Annotated in this window: 20 protein-coding genes; 14 read left to right on the top strand and 6 right to left on the bottom strand. The window is 48.6% G+C overall.

What is annotated here, in order from left to right; all coding sequences use genetic code 11:
* The first annotated feature begins 93 nt into the window (after positions 1-93).
* The 4 genes from M3661_RS01580 (at position 94) to M3661_RS01565 (ending at position 5624) form a co-directional block, all read left to right on the top strand.
* A complete protein-coding gene (locus tag M3661_RS01580) occupies positions 94-1059 on the top strand; it encodes a substrate-binding domain-containing protein (RefSeq protein WP_251481619.1) in 966 nt (321 codons plus the stop codon).
* Positions 1056-2528: a sensor histidine kinase gene (locus tag M3661_RS01575; protein WP_251481616.1), complete on the top strand. Its 1473-nt coding sequence runs from the start codon at positions 1056-1058 to the stop codon at positions 2526-2528. Before M3661_RS01580 ends, M3661_RS01575 begins: the two co-directional genes overlap by 4 nt.
* Positions 2529-2662: 134 nt before the next feature.
* Complete coding sequence (locus M3661_RS01570; protein ID WP_251481613.1) at positions 2663-4033, top strand: response regulator transcription factor; 1371 nt, start codon at positions 2663-2665, stop codon at positions 4031-4033.
* Positions 4034-4244: 211 nt separating this feature from the next.
* A complete protein-coding gene (locus M3661_RS01565; protein ID WP_251481610.1) occupies positions 4245-5624 on the top strand; it encodes a sugar porter family MFS transporter in 1380 nt (459 codons plus the stop codon).
* A gap of 261 nt (positions 5625-5885) precedes the next feature.
* On the opposite strand, the gene yedF is transcribed toward M3661_RS01565, so the two are convergent.
* Together yedF and yedE are read right to left on the bottom strand one after the other, a co-directional pair.
* Positions 5886-6113 carry a sulfurtransferase-like selenium metabolism protein YedF gene (gene yedF / locus M3661_RS01560; protein WP_021260862.1) on the bottom strand — a complete coding sequence of 76 codons (228 nt, stop codon included), beginning with the start codon at positions 6111-6113 and terminating at the stop codon, positions 5886-5888.
* The gene (gene yedE, locus M3661_RS01555; RefSeq protein ID WP_251481607.1) at positions 6110-7312 is read right to left on the bottom strand and encodes a selenium metabolism membrane protein YedE/FdhT; all 1203 of its coding nucleotides are present in this window, start codon (positions 7310-7312) and stop codon (positions 6110-6112) included. Before yedE ends, yedF begins: the two co-directional genes overlap by 4 nt.
* Positions 7313-7584: 272 nt before the next feature.
* Here yedE and M3661_RS01550 point away from each other — a divergent pair, with 272 nt between their 5' ends.
* The 5 genes from M3661_RS01550 to M3661_RS01530 all read left to right on the top strand — a co-directional run bounded on the left by M3661_RS01550 (position 7585) and on the right by M3661_RS01530 (position 11346).
* Positions 7585-8034 carry a carboxymuconolactone decarboxylase family protein gene (locus tag M3661_RS01550; RefSeq protein WP_251481605.1) on the top strand — a complete coding sequence of 150 codons (450 nt, stop codon included), beginning with the start codon at positions 7585-7587 and terminating at the stop codon, positions 8032-8034.
* Positions 8035-8134: 100 nt separating this feature from the next.
* Positions 8135-9034, top strand: a complete 900-nt coding sequence (sigJ, locus tag M3661_RS01545) for an RNA polymerase sigma factor SigJ (protein ID WP_251482114.1) — start codon at positions 8135-8137, stop codon at positions 9032-9034.
* A gap of 21 nt (positions 9035-9055) precedes the next feature.
* Complete coding sequence (locus M3661_RS01540; RefSeq protein WP_251481602.1) at positions 9056-9763, top strand: DNA alkylation repair protein; 708 nt, start codon at positions 9056-9058, stop codon at positions 9761-9763.
* A gap of 113 nt (positions 9764-9876) precedes the next feature.
* Positions 9877-10890, top strand: a complete 1014-nt coding sequence (locus tag M3661_RS01535) for a medium chain dehydrogenase/reductase family protein (protein ID WP_251481600.1) — start codon at positions 9877-9879, stop codon at positions 10888-10890.
* A 30-nt stretch (positions 10891-10920) separates the two neighbouring features.
* Positions 10921-11346: a MerR family transcriptional regulator gene (locus M3661_RS01530; RefSeq protein WP_251481598.1), complete on the top strand. Its 426-nt coding sequence runs from the start codon at positions 10921-10923 to the stop codon at positions 11344-11346.
* A gap of 343 nt (positions 11347-11689) precedes the next feature.
* Here M3661_RS01530 and M3661_RS01525 read toward each other — a convergent pair whose 3' ends face one another.
* Entirely contained in the window at positions 11690-12451 is a 762-nt protein-coding gene (locus M3661_RS01525; protein WP_251481597.1) for a tyrosine-protein phosphatase, read from the bottom strand.
* Positions 12452-12578: 127 nt separating this feature from the next.
* On the opposite strand from M3661_RS01525, the gene M3661_RS01520 reads away from it, so the two are divergent.
* Positions 12579-14531, top strand: a complete 1953-nt coding sequence (locus M3661_RS01520) for a GTP-binding protein (protein WP_251481596.1) — start codon at positions 12579-12581, stop codon at positions 14529-14531.
* 193 nt (positions 14532-14724) lie between these two features.
* On the opposite strand, the gene pepT is transcribed toward M3661_RS01520, so the two are convergent.
* The 3 genes from pepT to M3661_RS01505 all read right to left on the bottom strand — a co-directional run bounded on the left by pepT (position 14725) and on the right by M3661_RS01505 (position 18109).
* Positions 14725-15963 (bottom strand): peptidase T, encoded by a 1239-nt coding sequence (gene pepT, locus M3661_RS01515; RefSeq protein ID WP_251481595.1) that lies wholly within the window; start codon positions 15961-15963, stop codon positions 14725-14727.
* A gap of 143 nt (positions 15964-16106) precedes the next feature.
* Positions 16107-16988, bottom strand: coding sequence for an AraC family transcriptional regulator (locus M3661_RS01510; RefSeq protein ID WP_251481594.1), 882 nt, complete (start codon positions 16986-16988; stop codon positions 16107-16109).
* A gap of 14 nt (positions 16989-17002) precedes the next feature.
* On the bottom strand, positions 17003-18109 hold the full coding sequence (locus M3661_RS01505; protein WP_065292323.1) for a C45 family autoproteolytic acyltransferase/hydrolase: 1107 nt from the start codon (positions 18107-18109) through the stop codon (positions 17003-17005).
* Between the two features lie 392 nt (positions 18110-18501).
* On the opposite strand from M3661_RS01505, the gene M3661_RS01500 reads away from it, so the two are divergent.
* The 4 genes from M3661_RS01500 (at position 18502) to M3661_RS01485 (ending at position 21996) form a co-directional block, all read left to right on the top strand.
* Positions 18502-19197: a response regulator transcription factor gene (locus M3661_RS01500; RefSeq protein ID WP_065292353.1), complete on the top strand. Its 696-nt coding sequence runs from the start codon at positions 18502-18504 to the stop codon at positions 19195-19197.
* A 23-nt stretch (positions 19198-19220) separates the two neighbouring features.
* Positions 19221-20510, top strand: coding sequence for a sensor histidine kinase (locus M3661_RS01495; protein ID WP_251481593.1), 1290 nt, complete (start codon positions 19221-19223; stop codon positions 20508-20510).
* A gap of 230 nt (positions 20511-20740) precedes the next feature.
* A complete protein-coding gene (locus M3661_RS01490; RefSeq protein ID WP_065292324.1) occupies positions 20741-21499 on the top strand; it encodes a threonine/serine exporter family protein in 759 nt (252 codons plus the stop codon).
* A 68-nt stretch (positions 21500-21567) separates the two neighbouring features.
* The gene (locus M3661_RS01485) at positions 21568-21996 is read left to right on the top strand and encodes a threonine/serine exporter family protein (RefSeq protein WP_021257356.1); all 429 of its coding nucleotides are present in this window, start codon (positions 21568-21570) and stop codon (positions 21994-21996) included.
* The last annotated feature ends 319 nt before the right edge of the window (positions 21997-22315 follow it).

Below are 22315 nucleotides of genomic sequence, written 5' to 3'. Positions count from 1 at the left end.
AGCGGGTAATGTAGTGATGAGCCTCATTTTCATTTTCACAGTGAGATCAGTATAATAGAGCCTATATTTCAATGCAGACATCAAGGGGGCATCATGGCAAAGCGAAAGTGGATAATAGGCCTGATCGTCCTTGCAGCTATATTCGGTTATGTGATTGTTCGATTCTTGTCTTCCACACTTGCAATCGAGCGTCTAGTTGGGCAGCTGGAGACGGGTACAGACGCAGGGCAGCAGCAATCGCTTAAGCATGTGGTGCTCATTGCCCAAGAGCTGGATAATCCCTTCTGGCGCACGGTGGAGCAGGGGGCGAAGGAAGCAGCTGCACAGCGGGATATGGAAATCGAATATACAGGCCCCATACGCATTAACCCGTCGGAGCATTTGAGGCTGCTGGCCAAAGCCATTGCCTCCAAGCCGGATGCCATTTTGACACAGGGAATCAATGAGCCACGGTACGATGAACTCGTAGGCAGAGCAATGGATCAAGGCATTCCGGTTATAACGGTGGATTCCGATGCACCGGACAGCAGACGGTTCGCTTATGTCGGAACAGATAATCGGGCGGCTGGTGTACAAATGGGTGAATTGGTCGTTCATGGCTCAGCATACAAAGGGAAAATAGGCATCATCTTAGGCAGCGAACTGGCTGACAATCAACGGAAGCGGCTGGAGGGATTCAGATCCATCATCGATAAAGCTTCAGGCTATGAGATCGTAGACGTGCGTTCATCGAATATTTCTCGCATCGAGGCAGCGAAGCAGACGAAGCTTATGCTGAGCGAGCATCCGGATATACGAACGATTATCGGGTTTAGTGCGTGGGATGCCGCAGGGATCGTGGAGGGATTGCAAGCTGCGAATAAGGGGAAGATTAACGTATTTGGCTTCGATGATGTAGAGGCAACTAGGCGTGCGATTGCTCACGGAGACATCGTGGCAACGCTCGTGCAGCAGCCAAGGGAGATTGGCGCCGAAGCAGTATCCATTCTGCAGCAAATATTTGCGGGCGAGCCGTACGCAGCAACTCAATATACAAGTACTAAGGTTTTGGAACAATGATGAATATACGGAAAAAGCTATTGATTTTCATTCCGGCGCTGCTCGTCTTGAGCAATGGCGTCTCCTTTTTCGTCTTCCAGAGCGGAAGAACCGTACAGCAAAGCTATAATGTCATGCTGGAGCGGGTATTGATGTACAGGCAAATTGCAACCCAAACCGACAGCAATCTGCGTGCCTTGAACATCTATTTGTTAGATCAAAGCGATCGATCGCGCGAAGAGTATCTTCGTGAGGCTCATAGTCTGAAGTTGATGAGAGATCAATTGACGGAGCAAAAAACTAATGCTCCATCCGCCGGAGCAGACGTGCGTAATTATCGCAATCTGCTGAACACGTATATCGAAGAGGAAGCAGCCGTGCTAGAGGCGTGGGGGGAAACGAGCTCTCTGCGTTATGTGCCGCTGTATGAGGAACTGGAAGCGACGGCAGGGTTCATCCGAGAAGAAGGGCATCAATTGATTGATGCGGAGCTTCGTTATTATCAGCCCTTCTACCGGCAGATCTTCACGCATACGGAAGCGATGAATCGATGGGGAATCGGACTTTTTATTATCAATACGCTGCTTAGTATCATGCTTGCCTATTGGCTATCGCTAGGCATTACCGAGCCAATTAAGAAGCTGGTTCATGCAGCGAGAGCGATTTCCCGCGGCAACTTGCAGACGAAGCCTCCACAAGTGGAGGGCAGCAGTGAAATTCGTATGCTGTCTGAGGCGTTCGGGCGCATGCAGGATGATCTTCTGCAGTTGATTGAAAAGGATAAGGCAAACTTGGAGAAGGATCGGCTCGTGAAGGAATTGGAGCTCAAGGCGCTGCAAAATCAAATGAACCCGCACTTTCTGTTCAATTCGCTTAATGTGCTTGCCAAGCTTGCCTTGTTAGAAGGTGCGGAACGAACTAGCGATTTAACTGTGTCGATGTCTAACTTGCTCCGCTATAATCTGCGCAAGCTGGACCAGCCTGTACCGCTCCGAGATGAAGTGGAGCAAGCGAAGGAGTATTTCACGATTCAGCAGGCTAGATTCCGTGATCGAATCCAGTTTGTTACCCACATTGATGAAGCAGCCTTGGACGTGCTCGTTCCTGTGCTTACCCTGCAGCCGATTTTGGAAAATGTATTTGTTCATGGCATTGAAGGCATGGAAGCAGGAGCGGTTGTAACCTTGTCCATTGAACGTGTACCGAGCGAGGTGCGAATCTCGATTGCAGACAATGGCAGCGGCATGACGGAAGAGATGCGCAGCGCCCTGCTTCGCATGGATGCAGAACCAGCAGATTCCCGATCAGGGGGACAATCTACAGGACTTGGAACGTACAATGTATTTAGACGATTAGAACTGTACTATGGCAGAACCGATCTGGTGGATATTCAGAGCGAGCCCGGAGAGGGCACAACCGTATTGATTCGAATACCGGACAAGGAGAATCACAAGGAAGTATCTGATAATGACAGAACAATGACTCCTTGATAATGGGAGACATTCTTTTTGGAATATTGGAGTTATCGCTTTTTTCGAAATGGCGAGCGCTCCGGAAGCGGTTTTTAGATAGTGAGAGTTAGGATTGATATGAACCGGAAGATGAATCAGAAAGGAGGGAGAACATGTATCGATTGCTAATTGCGGATGATGAGGCATTGGAGCGGGAGGGCTTGGAGTGGATTATTACGAAAATGATGCCGGATACTTTCGAAATTATCCACGCGGACAATGGTCGTACAGCAATTCAGAAGGCCGACGAGCATCGTCCTCATATCGTCATGATGGATGTCCGAATGCCAGGCATACAAGGATTGGATGCCCTGAAGGAGATTAAGGAACGCCATCCACTCGTCAAAATGGTGCTCGTTACTGCGTATGAATATTTCGATTACGCGCAGCAGGCACTTTCTCTTGGAGTGAAGGAATACTTGGTGAAGCCCGCAAAGCGAGATCAAATTGTAGCTGCACTGCAGCGTCTAGTTGACGAGATTCGGGATGAGTGCAGGAAGCGTGACGAGCAACTTGCCATTCGGGATAAATTTTATCAACTGCTTCCCATGGCTGAGACGGAGCTTGCCCTTGCCTTAATGGCGGATCAAGTTCATAAGGCAGACGCCTTGCAGCTTGCTGATATTTTGGAGCTGTCGCTCGATCGAGGCTATGCGCTAGTGGTTGCGATGAATGGAATGAAGTCTGCTGTGGGCCAATCATACGAAGACGAGAAGCAGTTCGCGGTCGACGTATCGAAGAGTATATTGAAGGAGCAGGTAAAGGAGAGACACAGCTGGATCGTCAGTCCGATTGTGCATGAGCATATGGCTGTTTTTATTTTGGGCAGGGGAACCGCAGAGGCTGGTTCTATGCAAGAGGAAGTGCAGGGCATCGGATCAGAGTTTATCGCAGCTTTGCGCAGACAATGCGGTCTTGAAGTTACGGTCGGAGTTGGGACGCTTCAGCGGCACGTTGAAGGAATACGGCGTTCCTATTATGAAGCAGTGTTTGCCTCGACGTATCCAAGTTCGTGGGGGAGTCTATGCCGATTCGAGGAACTGCAACTGCCTGCAAGTAATGCTTCTTGGCTACCTGATGATCGGGTTGAACGAGGAACATCTGCTGAGGGAGCGTATGTAGAGCAAGCAATTAAGCGCATCCGTGAGGAACGTGAACAGCAGACATGGAATGTGGTCGATCGTGCTGCTGCATACATCGTAGAGCGATATCAGGAAGAATTGTCTTTGGAGGAAGTAGCGGACCATGTCCACTTGAATCCGCATTATTTCAGCAAAGTATTCAAGCAGCAGACAGGAGAAACGTTCATTGATTATGTCACGCGGCTGCGAATTGATAAAGCGAAGGCACTCATCTTGGATGGGCAATTCAGCCTGAAGGAAGTGTGCTATATGGTCGGCTACAAAGATCCGAACTACTTCAGCCGTGTGTTCAAGAAGGTAACGGGCGTAACGCCAACCGAATATCGAAGTACGGAGAACTAAGTCCATGCCCATATGTCGGCATGGACTTTTTTGTCCTCCAAGACAAGAATGTGCTAGTTTGTGGCCAATGTTTGGAATCCGTGCGAGCAGGGAACGATATTATGCTGATGATCCGCAAAGAAGTGAAGGGTTTCATCGACATGATCGGACAAGCTGAATGTTATAATGAAGCTCCAGTCTTCATTGATTTTACTCAAAGGGGTATAAAATTATGAGTACGCAACAAGGCGAACACAATCAAATAAATATGAAATATGTTACGCTCGTATCGATTGTAGCCGCACTCGGAGGCTTGCTGTTTGGATTTGACACTGCTGTTGTCTCTGGTGCAATCGGTTTCATGAAAGAGAAGTTCGGTCTGTCCGAATTTCAAGTCGGCTGGGCAGTATCCAGCTTAATTGTAGGATGTATCGTCGGGGCGGCAAGCACAGGCATACTGGCTGACAAGTTCGGCCGAAAAAAGGTACTTATCGCAGCTGCGCTGTTGTTCATTGTCGGTACAGCAGGTTCTGCAATTCCAGCGACATTTTCGGGATATATCGTTGCCCGTATAGTTGGTGGTCTCGGAATCGGAATTACGTCTACACTTTGTCCGCTTTATAATGCGGAGATCGCGCCTGCGAAGTATCGAGGCCGTCTTGTTGCATTGAATCAGCTGGCGGTTGTAACAGGTATTTTCCTCGTCTATTTTGTTAACTTGGGCATCGCCGGAGCTGGTGATCACGCTTGGGGCGTGGAGAATGCATGGCGCTGGATGTTCGGTGTAGGTGTTATCCCGGGCGTACTGTTTTTGGTTCTCCTGTTCTTCGTACCAGAGAGTCCAAGATGGTTGATTACCCAGGGGCGGGCAGCAGAGTCTCTGCCAATCCTGTGCAAAATTCACGGCGACGAGATGGCACGCAAGGAAGTATTGGACATTAAGGAGTCGTTCAAGCAGGAGAAGGGATCTCTTGCGGACTTGTTCAAGCCAGGTCTTCGCTTGGCGCTCATCGTAGGTGTCGTACTGGCAGTACTTCAGCAAGTAACAGGGATTAATGCGGTTATGTATTACGCGCCGGAAATCTTCAAACAAGCAGGTGCTGGAACGAATGGCGCACTGATACAGACGATTCTGGTCGGATTCATTAACTTCGTGTTCACGATACTGGCATTGTGGTTGATCGATAAGGTCGGCCGTAAAGCATTATTGATCGTCGGATCATCCCTGATGGCGGTATGCTTGCTTGTGATCGGGTTTGCGTTCCATACAGGTCATACCTCTGGAATGCTGGTGCTTATCTGTATTCTGGTGTACGTTGCTGCCTTTGCGATATCGCTTGGTCCAGTAGTTTGGGTCGTGATGTCTGAAATCTTCCCGAACCATATTCGTGGCAAGGCTACGGCGATTGCATCCATGATGCTGTGGGTAGCAGACTATATCGTGTCCCAGTCGTTCCCGCCGCTGCTTAGTTCCGCAGGGCCAGCCATTACGTTCTGGATATTCGGCATACTGGCGTTGGTCACCGTCCTCTTTAGTTGGCGCGTCGTACCCGAGACAAAGGGGAAATCGCTGGAGGAAATCGAGAATATGTGGACGCAGTCCAAGGCTTAATCATAGAGATTGTTGCATCTTATAGAACCACTCTGTTTTCCGCTAAGGCGGTTAACAGGGTGGTTTATTTGGTTTATGGACGATTTGCATGCCAATTGGAATGACAGCCCAGGTAAGCTACTTCGATCGATCAGATGAATCAATCAGGTACGCTGTGGATTCCCCATGCTCGGTGTTATGACTATAAGATAAAAATCAAAAGGAGCTGCTTAGGCGAAGTAGATCAAACACTTGCCGAGCAGCTCCTTTTGTCAGACTTTTTTATTTTTGAATATAGAAAATGAGTTCCTGTCCATTCTTAACAGGGTCTTGCGCGAGCGTGTAGCCGTGCTTCACCACTTCTTCCGGTACGTTCTTGAAGGCGGCTGGACAGTCGGCAATCACTTGCAACACTTGTCCTTTCTCCATGTCCTGCAATGTCTCTAACGTGTAGATAACGGGATATGGGCAAGGTTCTCCTCTAAGATCCAATGTGAAATCAATCGTCATGATTTTGCATCTCCTTTTTTGAATCCAACGCCGAAGCGGTAATTTTTTTGCCAGTAGCTAGCTACAGCATAACCGATTGCAAGCAATACAAGTGTGACAATTAGCGCCCAAGCTGGGCCCATCACAGAAATAAGATTAATCTTTGCGCCACTCTTCACGAGCAGGTCGAATACGCCAAGATGATCCCAAGCGTACGCAAGAGCAGTAGCGCCAATAATGTTGCCGATAAATACAGGCAGGAAGATCACTTGTCCTTCCATGAGGCGGTACATCATCCCTGTCTCGCAGCCGCCTGCAAGAACGATGCCAATGCCGAACAGGATGCCGCCGATGAATGTGCTAGGTGCTGCCATTTTCGTAATCGGATCGACGCCGTTCACGAGAATAACGATGAGCGTTAGGACAGAGCTGATTGCCATCCCGCCAATAATAGCCTTGGTCATCGTTGCGCGTCCGCTAATCCATAGATCGCGGAAAGCGGAGGTGAAGCAGATCTGTCCTCTTTCGATCAAGATGCCGAAGGCAGCCCCGAAGATGGCGGCTACGCCGAGCATCGTCTTGCCTGCTAGGAAGAAGTACACGATAAGTCCTGTATAAGCCAGTGCAACAAGCCCGCCGATATAAGGCTGAACTTTTCTTGTTTGTTGAATGGTAGGCGCGGCATTCCCTTTTTGCAGGATCGGCTTGCCTTTCCACCACTTGGTGCTAACAATTTTCACCCCTGCATAGGTACCGATGGCCGTTGCCACCATGAAGATCCAAGCATGGAACGAGAATTGCGGCACGCCTGTGAAGAAGGCAGCCAAGTTGCAGCCAAGCGCGAGCCGTGCGCCTGCACCTGCGATAATGCCGCCGATCAGGCCCTGTACTAAGCGGCGCTTCTGCTTCGGCATGCGGATCTTGAAGTTGTTGCTGAACAGAATCATAATGAGCGCGCCGATGAACATGCCCCAGACGATCCAGCCGTCCGTGCGCTCGAATGTCGAACCCTTCATTTGTATCAATTTGAAGTAAGCCCAATCGGAGATATCGACACCGAACAGCTGGAGGATGTGTCCTCCAAAACGCGTAAACTCGCCGGTGACGGCCCATACCGTGTTGGTAATGCCGAAGTACAGCGCGCTGAGTACGCCTGCGATGCCGATCGCAACGTAAGGGCTCCAGTAGTTGGTGAACAGCTTGCGTAACGTTTGCTTCATCTTTCTTACCCCTTCAATCCTTCATAGTTAATAGTGCGAACCCGATCGAACTATATGGATTTGTTGTGTGCGGCAATTCACATCCGATCATGAGATGAGATGCAAATAAAGCCATTCTCCATTTTACTACAAACTGCTTACTAGCGGGGGGAATTCGGGGTGATACTTTTTTACCTCATATGGAAATTGAAAAAATTGATTATGACGTGTCACAAAATGAGCACCTTATCTGTCTTAGCTTATGTAACCAAATCCAAGATGAGGTGAATGGAATGAAATTGCGCTTTAATTATCGAAAAGAGAACACTCCGGCATTTCAGGCGATGTTGGCGATGGACAAATATGCAAGCAGTAGTATGGAAGATAAGGTCCTTCATGAGCTTATTAAAATTCGGGCCTCCCAAATCAACGGGTGCTCTTATTGTATTGACAAACATACGAGTGATTTATTGAAAATGGGAGATCATGATCGACGTATTAGGCTGATGAGTGTCTGGCGTGAGACATCGTTGTTCACGGATAAAGAGAAGGCCGCTCTTGAATTGACGGAATACGTGACGACCGTTGCGAATGCAGGCGTGCCCGATTCGGTATACGAGAGAGTGCGGGAATATTTTAGCGAGAAAGAATATGTTGATCTGGTCATGGCAATTGCAACGATTAACAGTTGGAATCGAATTGCGATTTCAATGGGAATGCATCCGGACTGTTTCGATCAATGAAGGAGGGGGGCGAATGCCCTCTTCTTTTCTTTGTTAGTAAATGGATTCACACATGCTGAGAGTGATAAAATGGGTGAAAAAGGAGGGGGCGGGAACTGTGATGCTTCATTCGGAAAGCGGGCATGTCGACAATACAATTGATGAACTATACCGCGACTATCGAAAATTGGCCTTTTCAATTGCATATCGGATGCTTGGCGTCGTATCCGATGCGGAGGATGCCATGCAGGATTTATTCGCGGATATGGTAGGCAGGGACTTGAGTGAGGTTCGGCATATGAAAGCTTATATAGCCAAGTGGATGACGAATCGCTGCATCAATGTACTTCAATCCCCCCGCCGAACAAGGGAAAACTATATAGGCGAGTGGCTGCCAGAACCCCTTATTGAGTCTGCGGATCAGCCTGATCAAGCAGCTGAGCGGGCAGATTCGTTGTCGTATGCCTATCTAGTTATGCTTGAGCGGTTAACGCCTACCGAACGGGCTGTATTTTTGTTAAGGGAAGTGTTCGAATACGAGTACGAAGAAATTTCGGACATCGTTGGCAAGTCTGCTCCGAATTGTCGTAAAATAATGAGCCGCGCTAAGGAACATGCTCGCAAGCCATATCCTTCCGTGGAAGATGCGGATGCAAGAAATGCGCTTGTCACGAAGTTCGTTTCGGCCTTTCAGCACTATGATGTAGAGGCGCTGCTGGCCTTGCTATCCGAGGATGCCGAGCTTATTATGGATGGCGGATCTCATCCACGTTCTGCTAAGCGTCCTATTGTGGGTAGAAGCCGAGTAGTGACGCTGCTCACCTCTCCGAAGGCGTTCAGGGCAATGCGTTTCAGCTGGCAAGTATCTTTCACTAGCGTGAACGGTGAAATGAACATGGTGTATTGTGATCAAGGAGTTGTGAAGGCGGTATGCTGCTGTGAGTTAACGGCTGAGCAAGATCGCATAAGCAATGTTTATATTATATTGAACCCGGATAAGTTGGATCATATATCGTTGTAGATAGGAGCAGGAGGAATGACGGTGACACTGGAAGAAGTCATGGCTAAGCTGGAAGCGATGGGCACAGAGCAAACAAAGAAAACGTTCCTCCGACATGGGGCGCAGGAGCCGCTGTTCGGTGTAAAGATTGGCGATCTGAAGAAGCTGATTAAAGAAGTTAAGAAAGATCAGCAGCTTGCGCGTGCGCTTTTCGATACAGGGAATAGCGATGCGATGTATTTGGCAGGGCTGACAGTCGATCCATCTGCAATGACCAAGGAGCTTCTGCAATCATGGATCCAAAAGGCACACTGGCATATGATTGTAGAATGTACGGTAGCTGGTGTAGCTGCGGAAAGTCCGTATGCTCTCGAATTAGCGCGCGAGTGGATGGCATCCAGCGAAGAGCTGATCGCGACATGCGGCTGGAGCACCTATCTGCACTATATTTCGATTACGCCTGACGAGAAGCTGGATAACGAAGAATTGAGGAGAATGCTCGCAATCGTCGAATCGACGGTTCATCAGGAACGCAATCGGGTGCGGTATGCAATGAATCAATTTGTCATTGTAGTAGGTTCGTATGTATTGGCCCTGCATAATGAGGCAATGCGGGTGGCAGAGGCTATTGGCAAAGTGAAGGTCAATATGGGCGAGACAGCTTGCAAAGTACCGGAAGCGGCGGCCTATATTCGCAAAGTGGAAGCCGCAGGCAAGCTTGGCGCTAAGCGAAAGACATGTATATGTTAAGGTGAAGCACAGGATTCGGGTTCCTGTGCTTATTTTATGGTATTGACTTCGAGTGAACTCGAAGGAATACAATACAGCCATCGACGAAGAAGCAGCTAAAGGAGAGATGGCTTGTGTGGAACACCAAGATGACGGTAACTGAGTATGGAGGCTCTGAGGTATTGAAGGCGGTGCAAGAACCGCTGCGTACACCCGAAGCGGGCGAAGTTCGCGTGAAGGTACAAAGTGCTGGCGTTGCGCTTGCAGATATTATGCGCAGGGAAGGTCTGTATCCGATGTCGCCTGAGGTACCTTTTGTTCCTGGATATGATGCGGTTGGGATCGTTGATGCAGTTGGAGCTGACGTGAACGACTATGCAGTAGGGGATCGCGTTGCTGTATTTTTTAACGGAACAGGCGGATATGCATCGCATGTGTATGCCCGAATGGAGGAGGTTGTTCTGATCCCTGCGGAAGTAGATGCTTCAGAGGCGGCAGCTTGTATGCTGAATTATGTGACGGCATATCAGATGCTGCACCGCATCGCGAATGTATCGGAGGGGGAACGAATCCTTATCCATGGCGCGAGCGGTGGTGTAGGGACGGCGTTGCTGGACTTGGGGCGATTGGCGAAACTGGAGATGTACGGAACAGCCTCGGCAGCGAAGCATCAGGTTGTTGCAGGGTATGGTGCGATTCCGATAGACTATCATGCAGATGACTTTGTTGAGGTACTTGCTAGCATCGCTCCTGAAGGAATGGATGCCGTGTTCGATCCGATTGGGGGCTCCAATTGGGAGCGTTCCATGCGGACGTTGAGTACGAAGGGACGCTTTGTCGGTTACGGCTATACATCCGTACTGGAGAAAGGACATACAAACAATTGGGTGAAGGATTGGACGGGGGCCGCTGCCTGCGGGACAACGGAGAGCGGGAACCCTGTGCACATGTATAGTATTACTACGCTGAAGAAGGAACGATTGGATTGGTTCCGTGAAGATGTGCAAGCCGTCATGTCCCTGCTGGAAGCGGGTGAGATCCATCCTCTTATCTCTCATCGGATTCCACTGCAAGAGGCAGCTCACGCGCAGGAGCTGTTGACAGGAGCCCATTCTGTGGGGAAAATCATTCTTGTGGAAAATACGTAATTAAGTCGTTGGGAAGGAGCTAATAAAGGGATGTACTCCATTGGGGAAGCAGCACGAATAACCGGGGTATCTGCCTATACACTTCGATATTATGAACAGATTGGCCTCCTCCCTAGTCCGCAGCGTCAAGGTGGGAAACCGGAAGGTGTGAGACAGTATAGCGATCAGGATTTGAGATTCATTCAATTCATCTATGGATTGAAGCAAACGGGCATGAAGCTGGAAGATATTGCAGCGTTTGCTGAGGATGGATGCCTATTGTCTGGCGAGCGTCTGCCGCATGATATAGAGGATACCTTGCACAAACGAATGGACATGCTTGATCGTCATCTTACGCGACTTAACGCGCAGATTGAACAGCTGGAATCTGTCAGAACGATAGCCGTTGAGAAGCGAAAGATGTACGCCTCGATCCTCCTGACTCAGCAGAAGAAGGCAATGGATCATAGGGGCTAGCCGATGTGGGTTTGCCCTGATTGATCAACAAGTTCTATTTATGTCACTGATATACATTTGCTATAAGAGATATTGGAACTATTAAGTATCAATTAGGATGAGAGTAAGAAAAAAATAAAATGGCTGCTATCCTACCAACTCCAATAGCACCTGCCATAATTCGCAATACCTCCTATACAAAGAGATGATAATCATGTGCCATCAATAAATGGGGTAAATACCCTTTAAAATGAGTTTATACCACACTTATGGCTAGGTGCAATACGTTCTCTGGGATTGACTTCATCCTCACACGCAAACAGGACTAATCCGAGTGGGGTTAGTCCTGTTCTTAACTATTGTTCTATGCCTCAAGCAGTTTCTGCTTCAAGGCTATGATTTGACTTTCGGTCAATCCAATTGCCGCTAAATAACGCTCTGATCCTCCATATGCTGCATGCAGATATTGAAGCATCATCTCCATGTTGCTAGGATCGCATCCAAGGAACCGTTCATATAAGTCTGCGGGCATTCCTTCCGGTCGGCCGGCGCGCAGCTCGTCCATAATAGGGAGGAGACATTCAGCTGTCATCGCATAATCCTCAATAATGATTGTATGCGGTACACCTGCCAGATCCAGCAGCAAGGCAGCAACCATACCTGTTCGATCTTTCCCAGCTGTACAGTGGAAGAGAGCAGCTTCGTCAGAAGGAAATGCAAGAATTTCGAATATTCGTAGGAATGCACCTTGGCTATTGTCCAGCATACTGATGTACAGTTGGCCTAGACTATTAATTTGAGGTTGGTTCGTTGTCGCTGGATTCAGGAGATCGACATTATGATAGGCAACGTTGTCGGAATCAGCAAATGCATCCTTGGCGACGCTCACCTCTTGCGCGTGACGCAAGTCGATAACCGTATGAATTCCGCGTCCCAGCAATAGCGCTTGGTCGCGCTCGGTCAGCTTGTGCTGGCCATCGCCGCGATAGAAGCGCCCCCATTGGATTGTACGTCCTTCTTTTGTTGAATATCCCCCTAGGTCACGCACATTGCATGCGCCTTCCAAGCTGATGATTCGTTCATTTTGATTTGGTTGTGGTACGAATTGATTGTTGTCTTCGATCATTGTTTCTATCCGCCTCTCATGAAGTAGGTAAGTCTATGCTATCATAGACAACAGGAAAGGGACATAAGCAGAAATGGGCATAACAGACGCAGGGGACAGACATTTATTGCAGCAATGAGGTGTCTTTATGAATATTACATTGGGCCTGTTCGCCCATGTGGACGCAGGGAAAACGACCTTTGCCGAGCAAGTGCTGTATCATACGCGAAGCATACAGCAACGGGGAAGGGTAGATAACAAGGATGCATTTCTAGATAGCCATGAGATTGAGAAGGAACGCGGCATCACGATATTTGCGGATCAAGCCGTGATGACGTATAGAGGTAACAACTATACACTTATCGATACACCTGGCCATGTCGATTTTTCAGCAGAAATGGAGCGGGCGATACAAGTCATGGATGTCGCCGTCATCATTGTAAGCAGTGTGGAAGGTATTCAAGGGCACACCGAAACGGTATGGAAGCTGCTGCAGGAGCGGGGAGTGCCAACAGTCTTCTTCTTGAACAAAATAGATCGAGTGGGTGCGGATGTAGATCAGGTCATCGCAGACATCCACGAGAATTTGACCCCAGATATCATCAACATGACATCTTTTGATCCGGATCAAGGGCTGAGTGAAGAGATCATTGCCTTCATGGCTGAGCGGAATGATCAGTTGTTCGAGCTCTATATGGAGGGAGGCTATGAGCAAGCAGTATGGCTGAGGGAGATGCGGCATATGCTTGCCGAGCGCAGATGGTTCCCTTGCGTATGCGGTTCGGCGCTTCAGGATGTAGGCGTGCAGCAGGCTTTGGAGCTTATCCATCAATTCGTACAGACTGAATATTGCACGACGGGGGAAATGGCGGGACTGGTGTATAAAGTCCGCTATGATGATCAGGGAACTCGTACGACCCATATGAAGGTCACGAGCGGGACGTTGTCTGTTCGGGATGAAATCCGATATGGAACAGAAGCGGATACCATCCTTGAGAAGATTACATCGATTCGTATCTATAATGGGCAGAAGGCGCAGAATGTCGAGCGAGTAGAAGCAGGACAGCTATGTGCGGTTACGGGGCTTACGGCTGCTTCTGCAGGAGTGGGTGTCGGCACCTATAAGGACACTGCTATCTATCATATTGTACCTACACTCAAGTCTAAGGTTATCTTCCCAGCCGAGTTGCACGTGAAGGAGGTGCTGGCTTGCTTCCACCGGTTGGATGCGGAAGATCCTGCTCTTCGTGTGCAGTGGGATGAGCATGTTCAGGAGATTCACATTCATGTCATGGGTGCTATTCAACTGGAAGTGTTAGCGCGGATCGTGAAGGAACGATTCGGCATTACGGTATCATTTGCGGATCCTGAAATTCTCTATAAAGAAACGATACGCTCTACCGTGAATGGATGCGGACACTTTGAACCGCTTGGGCACTATGCAGAGGCACGCTTGCGTATGGAGCCTGGAGAGCGAGACAGCGGCATTCAGGTGTTCAACGATTGTCATCCCGATGAGCTTGGCGTCAATTATCAGAATTTAATTATGCAGCATTTGCTGGAACGGGATCACCATGGGCTGCTGACGGGGTCGCCGCTAACGGACGTGCGGATTACACTGCTGACAGGACGAGCACATAACCGCCATACGAGTGGCGGGGATTTCCGAGAGGCTTCTTTCCGTGCGCTGCGTCAAGGGTTGGAGCAGGCGGATAACGTACTGTTGGAACCGTATTACGACTTCAAAATAACGGTGGATACGGATGATATGGGCAAGGTAATGGCGGATGTGCAGAAGGCGCATGGTGCACTTGAACCCCCTGCATTTATCGGCAGTAAGGCGGTCATCACAGGGAAGGTTCCCGTCTCCACTTTCATGAACTACAGCACGGAGCTTGCCGCCTATACACAGGGCAAAGGGATGATTCAGCTTCTATTCGGCGGATACGATGTGTGTCATAATGCGGATGAGGTGATTGCACGCAAGAGCTACGACAAGGACGCAGATCCGGCCTATACATCCTCTTCCATCTTCTGTGCCAAGGGACAGGCGTATCGAGTTCCATGGGATGAGGCAGATTCCCATATGCATAGTGAATAACATAGCTAATAACGGAGCTAGAATTTTTGTGCATCAGACCTACGTGCACAAGGAGGATCGTCCCCATACGATCGCCAGTCTAAGCGTTTATTTCCGTACTACCATAAAGAAAGGCTGTCCAACAGAATGGGGAATCTCCCAACTTGGACAGCCTTCTTCCGTTCCTCTATTTTAGACAGAACGCGTGAAGCAATTATTCAGCGCCTTGCTGTTCGAACAGCTTCACAATTTCAACAATGACCTCTGTAGCCTTCTGCATATTATCGACAGACACATATTCATAGCGTCCATGATAGTTCTCTCCGCCTGTGAAAATGTTCGGTGTAGGCAGTCCCATATAAGACAATTGTGAACCGTCTGTACCACCGCGGATCGGCTTGATATCAGGCTCTACGCCAACGTTCTTCATCGCTTTGTAGGCAATGTCGACTATGTGCTTCACAGGTTCGATTTTTTCACGCATATTGTAATACTGATCCTTCAGCTCAATGCTGATGCGTTCAGCTCCATACTTCTCCTGCAAGCTCTTCACGATGTTCTCCATGTTCTGCTTGCGAGCGTTAAAGTTGTCTCGATCGAAATCACGAATAATGTAGCGCATTTTCGTCATCTCTACATCGCCGCTAATGGAGGACAGATGGTAGAAGCCTTCATAGCCTTCTGTCGATTCAGGAGCTTCCTCTACAGGCAAGCGGCTATTGAATTCTATTGCGATTTTCGCTGCATTGACCATTTTGTTCTTGGCCGTACCCGGGTGGACGTTCTTGCCCTTGAAGGTCAAGGTAGCTTGAGCCGCATTGAAGCTCTCATATTCCAACTCGCCAAGCGGGCCTCCGTCTACCGTGTACGCATAACGAGCATTGAAGGCTTCTACATCGAAGCGATGAGGGCCTCTGCCGATTTCCTCGTCCGGAGTGAAGGCAACGCGAACCTTCCCGTGCTTGATTTCTGGATTGCGAATCAAGTACGCCATCGCTGTCATAATTTCAGTAATGCCAGCTTTATCGTCTGCGCCGAGCAGCGTTGTGCCATCTGTTGTAACGAGCGTATGCCCGATGTAATTATGTAGTTCAGGGAAGTCCTGTGGCGAGAGAACAACGCCCTGTGCTTCATTCAGCACGATGTCCTTGCCGTCGTAGTTCTCAACCAGTTGAGGATTCACGCCTTCGCCCGATAGTTCGGTAGCTGTGTCCACATGGGAGAGGAAGCCGATTGTAGGAATGTCCTTGTCTGTATTGGCAGGAAGCGTAGCCATGACGTAGCCGTTCTCGTCCATTGTCACTTCTTCCATGCCGAGTGCCTTCAGCTCATCCACGAGCAGGCGAGCCAAGTCGAGCTGTCCAGGTGTGGAAGGGCAAGTTTCGCTGTCGTCATTGGATTGGGTATTCACTTTAACATAGGATGTAAAGCGTTCAATTAGTTCTTGTTTCACGACATTTCACCTCTGAATAGTAGCGTATCAATCTCCTTTCATCTTACCACGAATAGCAGGACTTTACCCTATTTGTGGCAGCGTCCCCTTGGAACATGTTTAAGAAGGGAGGGGGTGCCATTCCAACTTCTCATGAACCCTCCCTATTTTTGAATGGGGATGTGAATCCATATCGTCGACTGTGGATGGTGCGGACCATAGAAGTCACGTCCATATACCTCGAAGTCTGCCCGATCATCGAGGCGAAGCGGTGTGTTGTTCAGCCATGTTCCCCAGATGTAATCGTAGGTGCTCCGGAGCTGCTGGGTAGTACCCTGATGCTTGAAGACAGCATAGGTACCGGCAGATATGGTGTACGACCGCATGCCGTGCGGAATGTCAGCAATACGCTCCACGGCGAATCCAGCCATATGCCCAAAAGTCGAATGCTCCGTGATGTCTCGGAACCTGACATCTTGTTGGGGTGGACATATTCCGTAGCTTGTGAGTTCCGATGTCAGAGCGCGGATTTCATGACGACGTTGAAGTAGTTCCTTCCACAGTTCCGGTATCGTATTGTGATCGGGAGAGACAGCCCCGCTAACCCCTACGACATGAATATCATCGATTTCCGTGATGCTGGGGACAAGGCTAATGGAATCAAGCCGATGCTGCAGGCGCTCGCCCAACAGTGTATCCTTCTCGAGGAAGATGGGACGTCTGCTGCGCTTACGGAAACTGCCGGGCGTTGTGCCGAAGACCTGCTTGAATGAGCGGGAGAAGGCCTCTTGGGACTCAAATTGAAACTCTAAGGCAATGTCCAATATAGATCGCTCACTCGACAGTAAGACTACGGCAGCTTCGGTTAGTCTACGCTTGCGAATGTAGTCACCGAGTTTCTCCCCTGTCATTGCAGCGAAGATACGATGAAAATGATAGTATGACAAATGGACAGAGGCGGCTACACGCTCTGCATCCAGCCGCTCTGTCAGATGTGATTCGATGAATCGAATCGCTTGTTCAATTTGTTCCTTATAGGTTTGCATAACCGGATCACCACTTATTTCATTTGCCAAAAATCAGGTGCATAATCATGATGACGTATCGATATCTGCACATGATCTACTGGCATTTTCCCGCCTACGGGCACAGTATACCATGGATTATCAATTGGAGAACCAAAGCATATATTGATCGTTCGATCATCCAAGTCGAACAGCATGGAACGCAATGTGCCGAACCACTGGTTGTAATTATGAACAGCCAAGCCTTGCGGGTATTCAGTTGAAACTAAGGATTGCAGATCCTCCATCGTTACAGAATCAGGCCGCTCCAGGAACTGCTGCAAGATGTGCTGGCGGACGACCGAATGATTCAATTTGCCGGGCTCCAATTGCTCAATATCCGCGAACAGCGGATGGTTCGTGGCTGCGATATAAGGAGTTTGGCTTGTATCTCCTACCTCGCGAATTGCTTTGTGTCCGTCGAAGGTTTCAACCAATGCTGCATGACCATGCGGGTCGCAGATGATGAGATTCATGTTGGATGCAATCGGCATCTCCTTCACGAGATGCAGGGCTTCGCTGACGTTGCGGCACTGTTCTAGTAAAGCGCGCACGACTGCCCAGAATTGCAAGCCGCTAGCTCTAGGGGGTCTCATACCGGGTGCATTGCCTACAGGCATACCGCAAGCAGAGAAGGTGACGCATAGTCCATGCTCATTCATGCCTTCCGTTCTGCCGAACAGAAATACGGAAAAGCCAGTATGCTTATACGCCTTCTCAATGGATGTAGAGCATAGCCTCATATCATCCACATTGGGGGAGAGATCGTAATTGCGGAGCATGTACGTGTGCCCATTCTCGGTTTTAGCTGGAAGGATAGCACAATGGCTGCATCCTGAATGAAGCGCAGAGTTGGCATAATAAGAAATCAGCGACGGCGGCACTTCTAATGCCGCACAGAATCCGTCAATCTCCTCCGTTATTCCTGGACAATATTGTTCAAGTAGTGCGGCCGCCTCTTTCCATTGATCCTCAGGTAACGGCTCGTTCAATAATATGCCTTGCAGAAAGTGAGGATGCCTCTTCGCAAACTCTCCTTGCTGGTACCCCGCCTCAAAACGCGTTCCCTCGATATAAGAAAAATAGCCTTGGATTTGCTGCATACATAAATCCCCCTTCATGACATCGTTAGCTCTTGTTCTAGTGTAGCGGGATAAGCTTCCCGCGTTATGATATTTCCTGCTGTCTTGTTAGGGCTGTGCAGCAATACGGCATATTCAGATGTCTCTTGTCTCTGGTTGAGGGCCAATCCTTATCAAATTCTTAATTTCTTAACATTCACTTAACGGCAGGAACAATCCCCCTAACTGGGCGTCCTATTATATATCGCATAATATCGCTTACGTAAGCTGAATTGTAACGCGTAAGGGGTTCGTATTCATCCCGCTGCTAGAAGAGGAGTAAGTAGTTGGAAGTCGAATTAATATGTACCAAGGGAAGACGCTCCTTCAAGCAGAAGCGTTTGATTAGCATACATGGAAAGGGAGATAGTCACATGGGCAAGGAAACGATTCTTGTCGTTGATGATGAGAAGGAAATTATTGAACTGCTGCAAATTTATTTGAAGAATGAAGGGTACGAGCTGCTTCAGGCATCCAATGGAATCGAGGCTTTGGATCTACTGGAGAAGCATGAGGTGCAGCTGATTATTCTGGATGTGATGATGCCTCATATGGATGGCATTCAGGCATGCATGAAGATTCGGGAGGAACGCAATACACCTATTATTATGCTATCCGCGAAGGATCAGGATATAGATAAAATTACAGGGCTCAGCATTGGCGCCGATGATTATGAGACGAAGCCGTTCAATCCGCTCGTGCTGATGGCGCGAATCAAATCTCTGTTGCGGAGAACGAAACAGCTCCGGAAAGAGGAAAATCCGCATACTGAACATGAAATCTTCATTGACGATATGGTGATCAATACAGCGACCTACACGGTTATGGTAGATGATATTCCGGTAAAGCTAACGCCGCGGGAGTTCGCCATATTGAAGCTGCTTGCGGTCAATCGTGGGATCGTGCTCAGCATGGAGAAGATATACGAGGAAGTGTGGAACGAGCCCTTCATGGAATCTAAAAACACGGTAATGGTACATATTCGTAAGATAAGGGAAAAAATCGAGAAGGATCGCCAAAACCCGCAATATATCAAGACGGTCTGGGGCATCGGCTATAAAATGGGATAAGAACGGATATGGAGAAGCGAAACATGACGAAGAAATGGCTGAATTCGATTCGATGGAAATTCCTGATTACATTTATTGCGAGTATCGGTGCCACGGGTATTTTTTTACTGCTCGGACAGCTGCTGGCCTCTTACTTGCTGCAGCACAGTCCGTATAATATAGCGCTGAAATGGGTGATCAATAATATCGGCTCCCAGCCCGTGTTTGTCATGTCGGGATGCCTATTATTTATATTTAGCTACTATCAGCTGAGTCGCCCTATAGTAAGTCAATTCACGAATATCTCGAATGGGCTACAGGAGATGGCGAACGGGAACTTCGCTGTGAATATCCAAATAGATTCGTCGGACGAACTAGGCGATATTGCACAAAGGATCAATGGTGTAGCGACTGAGTTGGGCAGCTACCTACAAGAGATTACTCATGGACTGGGTGAAATCGCCACGGGTGAGCTCCAGCATGAAATACCAGTAAGATCAGCTCAAATGCTGGGCAATGTCGCGGAGAGCATTAACCAAATGAGTCGACAGTTAAGCCAATCGATTGAGGAAGAACGGAAGGCGGAGAAAACAAAGAGCGATCTCATTACAGGGGTATCGCATGATTTGCGCACACCGCTAACATCGATCCTCGGCTTCCTTGAGCTTATTGAGAAGGATCGTTATCATGACGAGGTGGAGATTCGTTATTATGTCAACATTGCCTATGAAAAAGCGCTCGACTTGAAAAAACTAATCGATGATTTGTTCGAGTACACACGCATCAATAACGGACTTCCGCTTCAAGTACAGGAACTGCACATTACGAGCTTCATCCGTCAATTAGTGGAGGAATTCGTACCGAGTCTGGAGAAGGCAGGCTTGGAATGCAGGCTGCATGTAGAGAAGGACACGCTCAAGGTACTGGCAGATGGCGACAGGCTCGTTCGAGCTTATGAGAATTTATTGTCAAACGCAATTCAATATGGCCGCAAGGGGCGATATATCGATATTGAGATCCAGTCGCTGGACGAACAGGCGGTTATTCGCATTATCAATTACGGGGATCCGATACCGGAGCGGGATCTGCCATTCATCTTCGACCGATTCTATCGTGTGGAGCAGTCTCGTTCCAAGGAGACAGGCGGTACGGGGCTCGGGCTGGCGATAACGAAAAGTATTATCGAGGCTCATGGAGGGCAAATCGCGGCATACAGCAATACGTATCAGACGACATTCGAGACGATACTGCCAGCAGTTTCGAAGAATCCATCGAGCAACGGAGTAATCGCTGCAGCACCCACGCTGTCCCGTTTACGTGCTACCGCGAGGTGATAACGGAGGCGCTTAACAAAACTAGGCGTTGAGGCTTGAGTCCGCTGCTTGAGCTCAACGGCATGGTAAGGCTCATTGAAGACTCAATGGGCCTTTTTGGGGTGTCGTTCAACCGTAAGGGATCCAACCACAAATCTCGCGAATAGACGCATAATCAGCAGGCATAGACTAAAGATTGTACTGTCGGTTACAATATGGGAAATTCATGCCATTCATAGGGGAGACATCGGATGAGCCTACAAGCAAATGAGAGCTATGAAATTACACAGCTGTGCTTATTAGCCGGGAAGATTATGCTGCAGAGCGGCGGAGAGACGAGTCGGGTGGAAGATACCATGATACGTATTGCTGCTTCCTATGGATACGAGAATTGCCACAGCTTCGTGACACCTACAGGTATTATTTTCGCAATAGATGGTTCAGCACCAATTACACGCTTGTACCGAATCTCTGAGCGGTCGACGGATCTGAAGAAGGTGACGCTCGTCAATGATATTTCACGGAAGATCAGCAGCGGCAGCTTGTCCTATACAGAGGCTCATCGTTTGCTGAAAAAAATTGAGGTCTCCAATCTGGCTTACCCCATATGGCTGCAGATTGCTGCTGCGATGCTGTCGAGCGGCTGCTTTACGATTATGTTCCGGGGCGGATGGCCTGAGTTCATTCCCTCGCTGCTTGCTGGCGGGCTTGGATTTTCACTCTTTCTGTATTTCCATCGCTTATCGCGGATTAAGTTTTTCTCTGAATTTCTAGCATCGATTGTAGTCGGAACGGTATCCTATTTCTGTGTTCAGTATGGTCTAGGTCGTGATCTCGATAAGATCATCATCGGATCGGTGATGCCGCTTGTTCCTGGGCTGCTCATTACGAATGCAGTTCGTGATTTGATGGCGGGACACTTAGTATCTGGGATCTCGAAGGGAGCGGAAGCATTTTTGACTGCCTTCGCGATTGGAGCAGGAGTCGCTTGTGTCTTGTCATTTGCCTAGGATCGCAATTAAGTAGTGGATTTAGAACTCAACACGATGGACATATAGACTGAGGGAGGCACTTGGTTATGATTGAGCAGCTCATTGTGAGCTTCGTTGCTTCGGCTGCGTTCGGAATTCTATTCAACAGTCCGCCTAAGCTGATGCTTCAATGTGGATTTGTCGGCATGGCAGGCTGGTTCGTATATATTCTGTGCACGGACAATAATATTGGCCCTATTCCTGCGAGCTTGGCCGCATCATTCGTCATTGCGATGATGAGTCATTTGTTCGCTAAGCTGTATCGCACCCCGATTATTGTGTTCAACGTTGCCGGTGTCATTCCGCTTGTACCCGGTGGCATAGCATATGATGCGATGCGAAATATTGTAGAAGATCAGTACGATCAGGCGATTCAACTTGCCTTCAAGGCGTCGATGATATCGGGCGCTATCGCGATCGGAATCATTTTTTCAGAAGTTCTGCATCAGGTGATGCGTAGGCGAGTCAAGGGATAAGGTGATGATGAAGTACGCTCTCCCTTAATTTTTCTTTCTGAATTGTATAGAACAAGAGGCAGCTAAGATGATTAATAAAAATATTGTAAATAGATTAATTCGCTGTCCATATAAGAACTTGGATATCAATTCATTGAGCAAAATCGCACATGTAATGGTTAGCGTGAGGAGAGCGAGTTTACGATTGGGGTTATTTGCTCGTTTGCTGATTAGGATAATAACGCCTATTGTCAATGAGGCGTAGAATAATAATAGAGCCATAACCCCCATTATAGAGAGAGTCATGAAATACCACTTCCTTTACATTAGGTTTGTGGGG

Source organism: Paenibacillus sp. MER 180 (genome assembly GCF_023713665.1).
Lineage (GTDB): Bacteria > Bacillota > Bacilli > Paenibacillales > Paenibacillaceae > Paenibacillus_B > Paenibacillus_B suaedae.
This window is presented reverse-complemented; position numbering and strand designations above follow the sequence as displayed.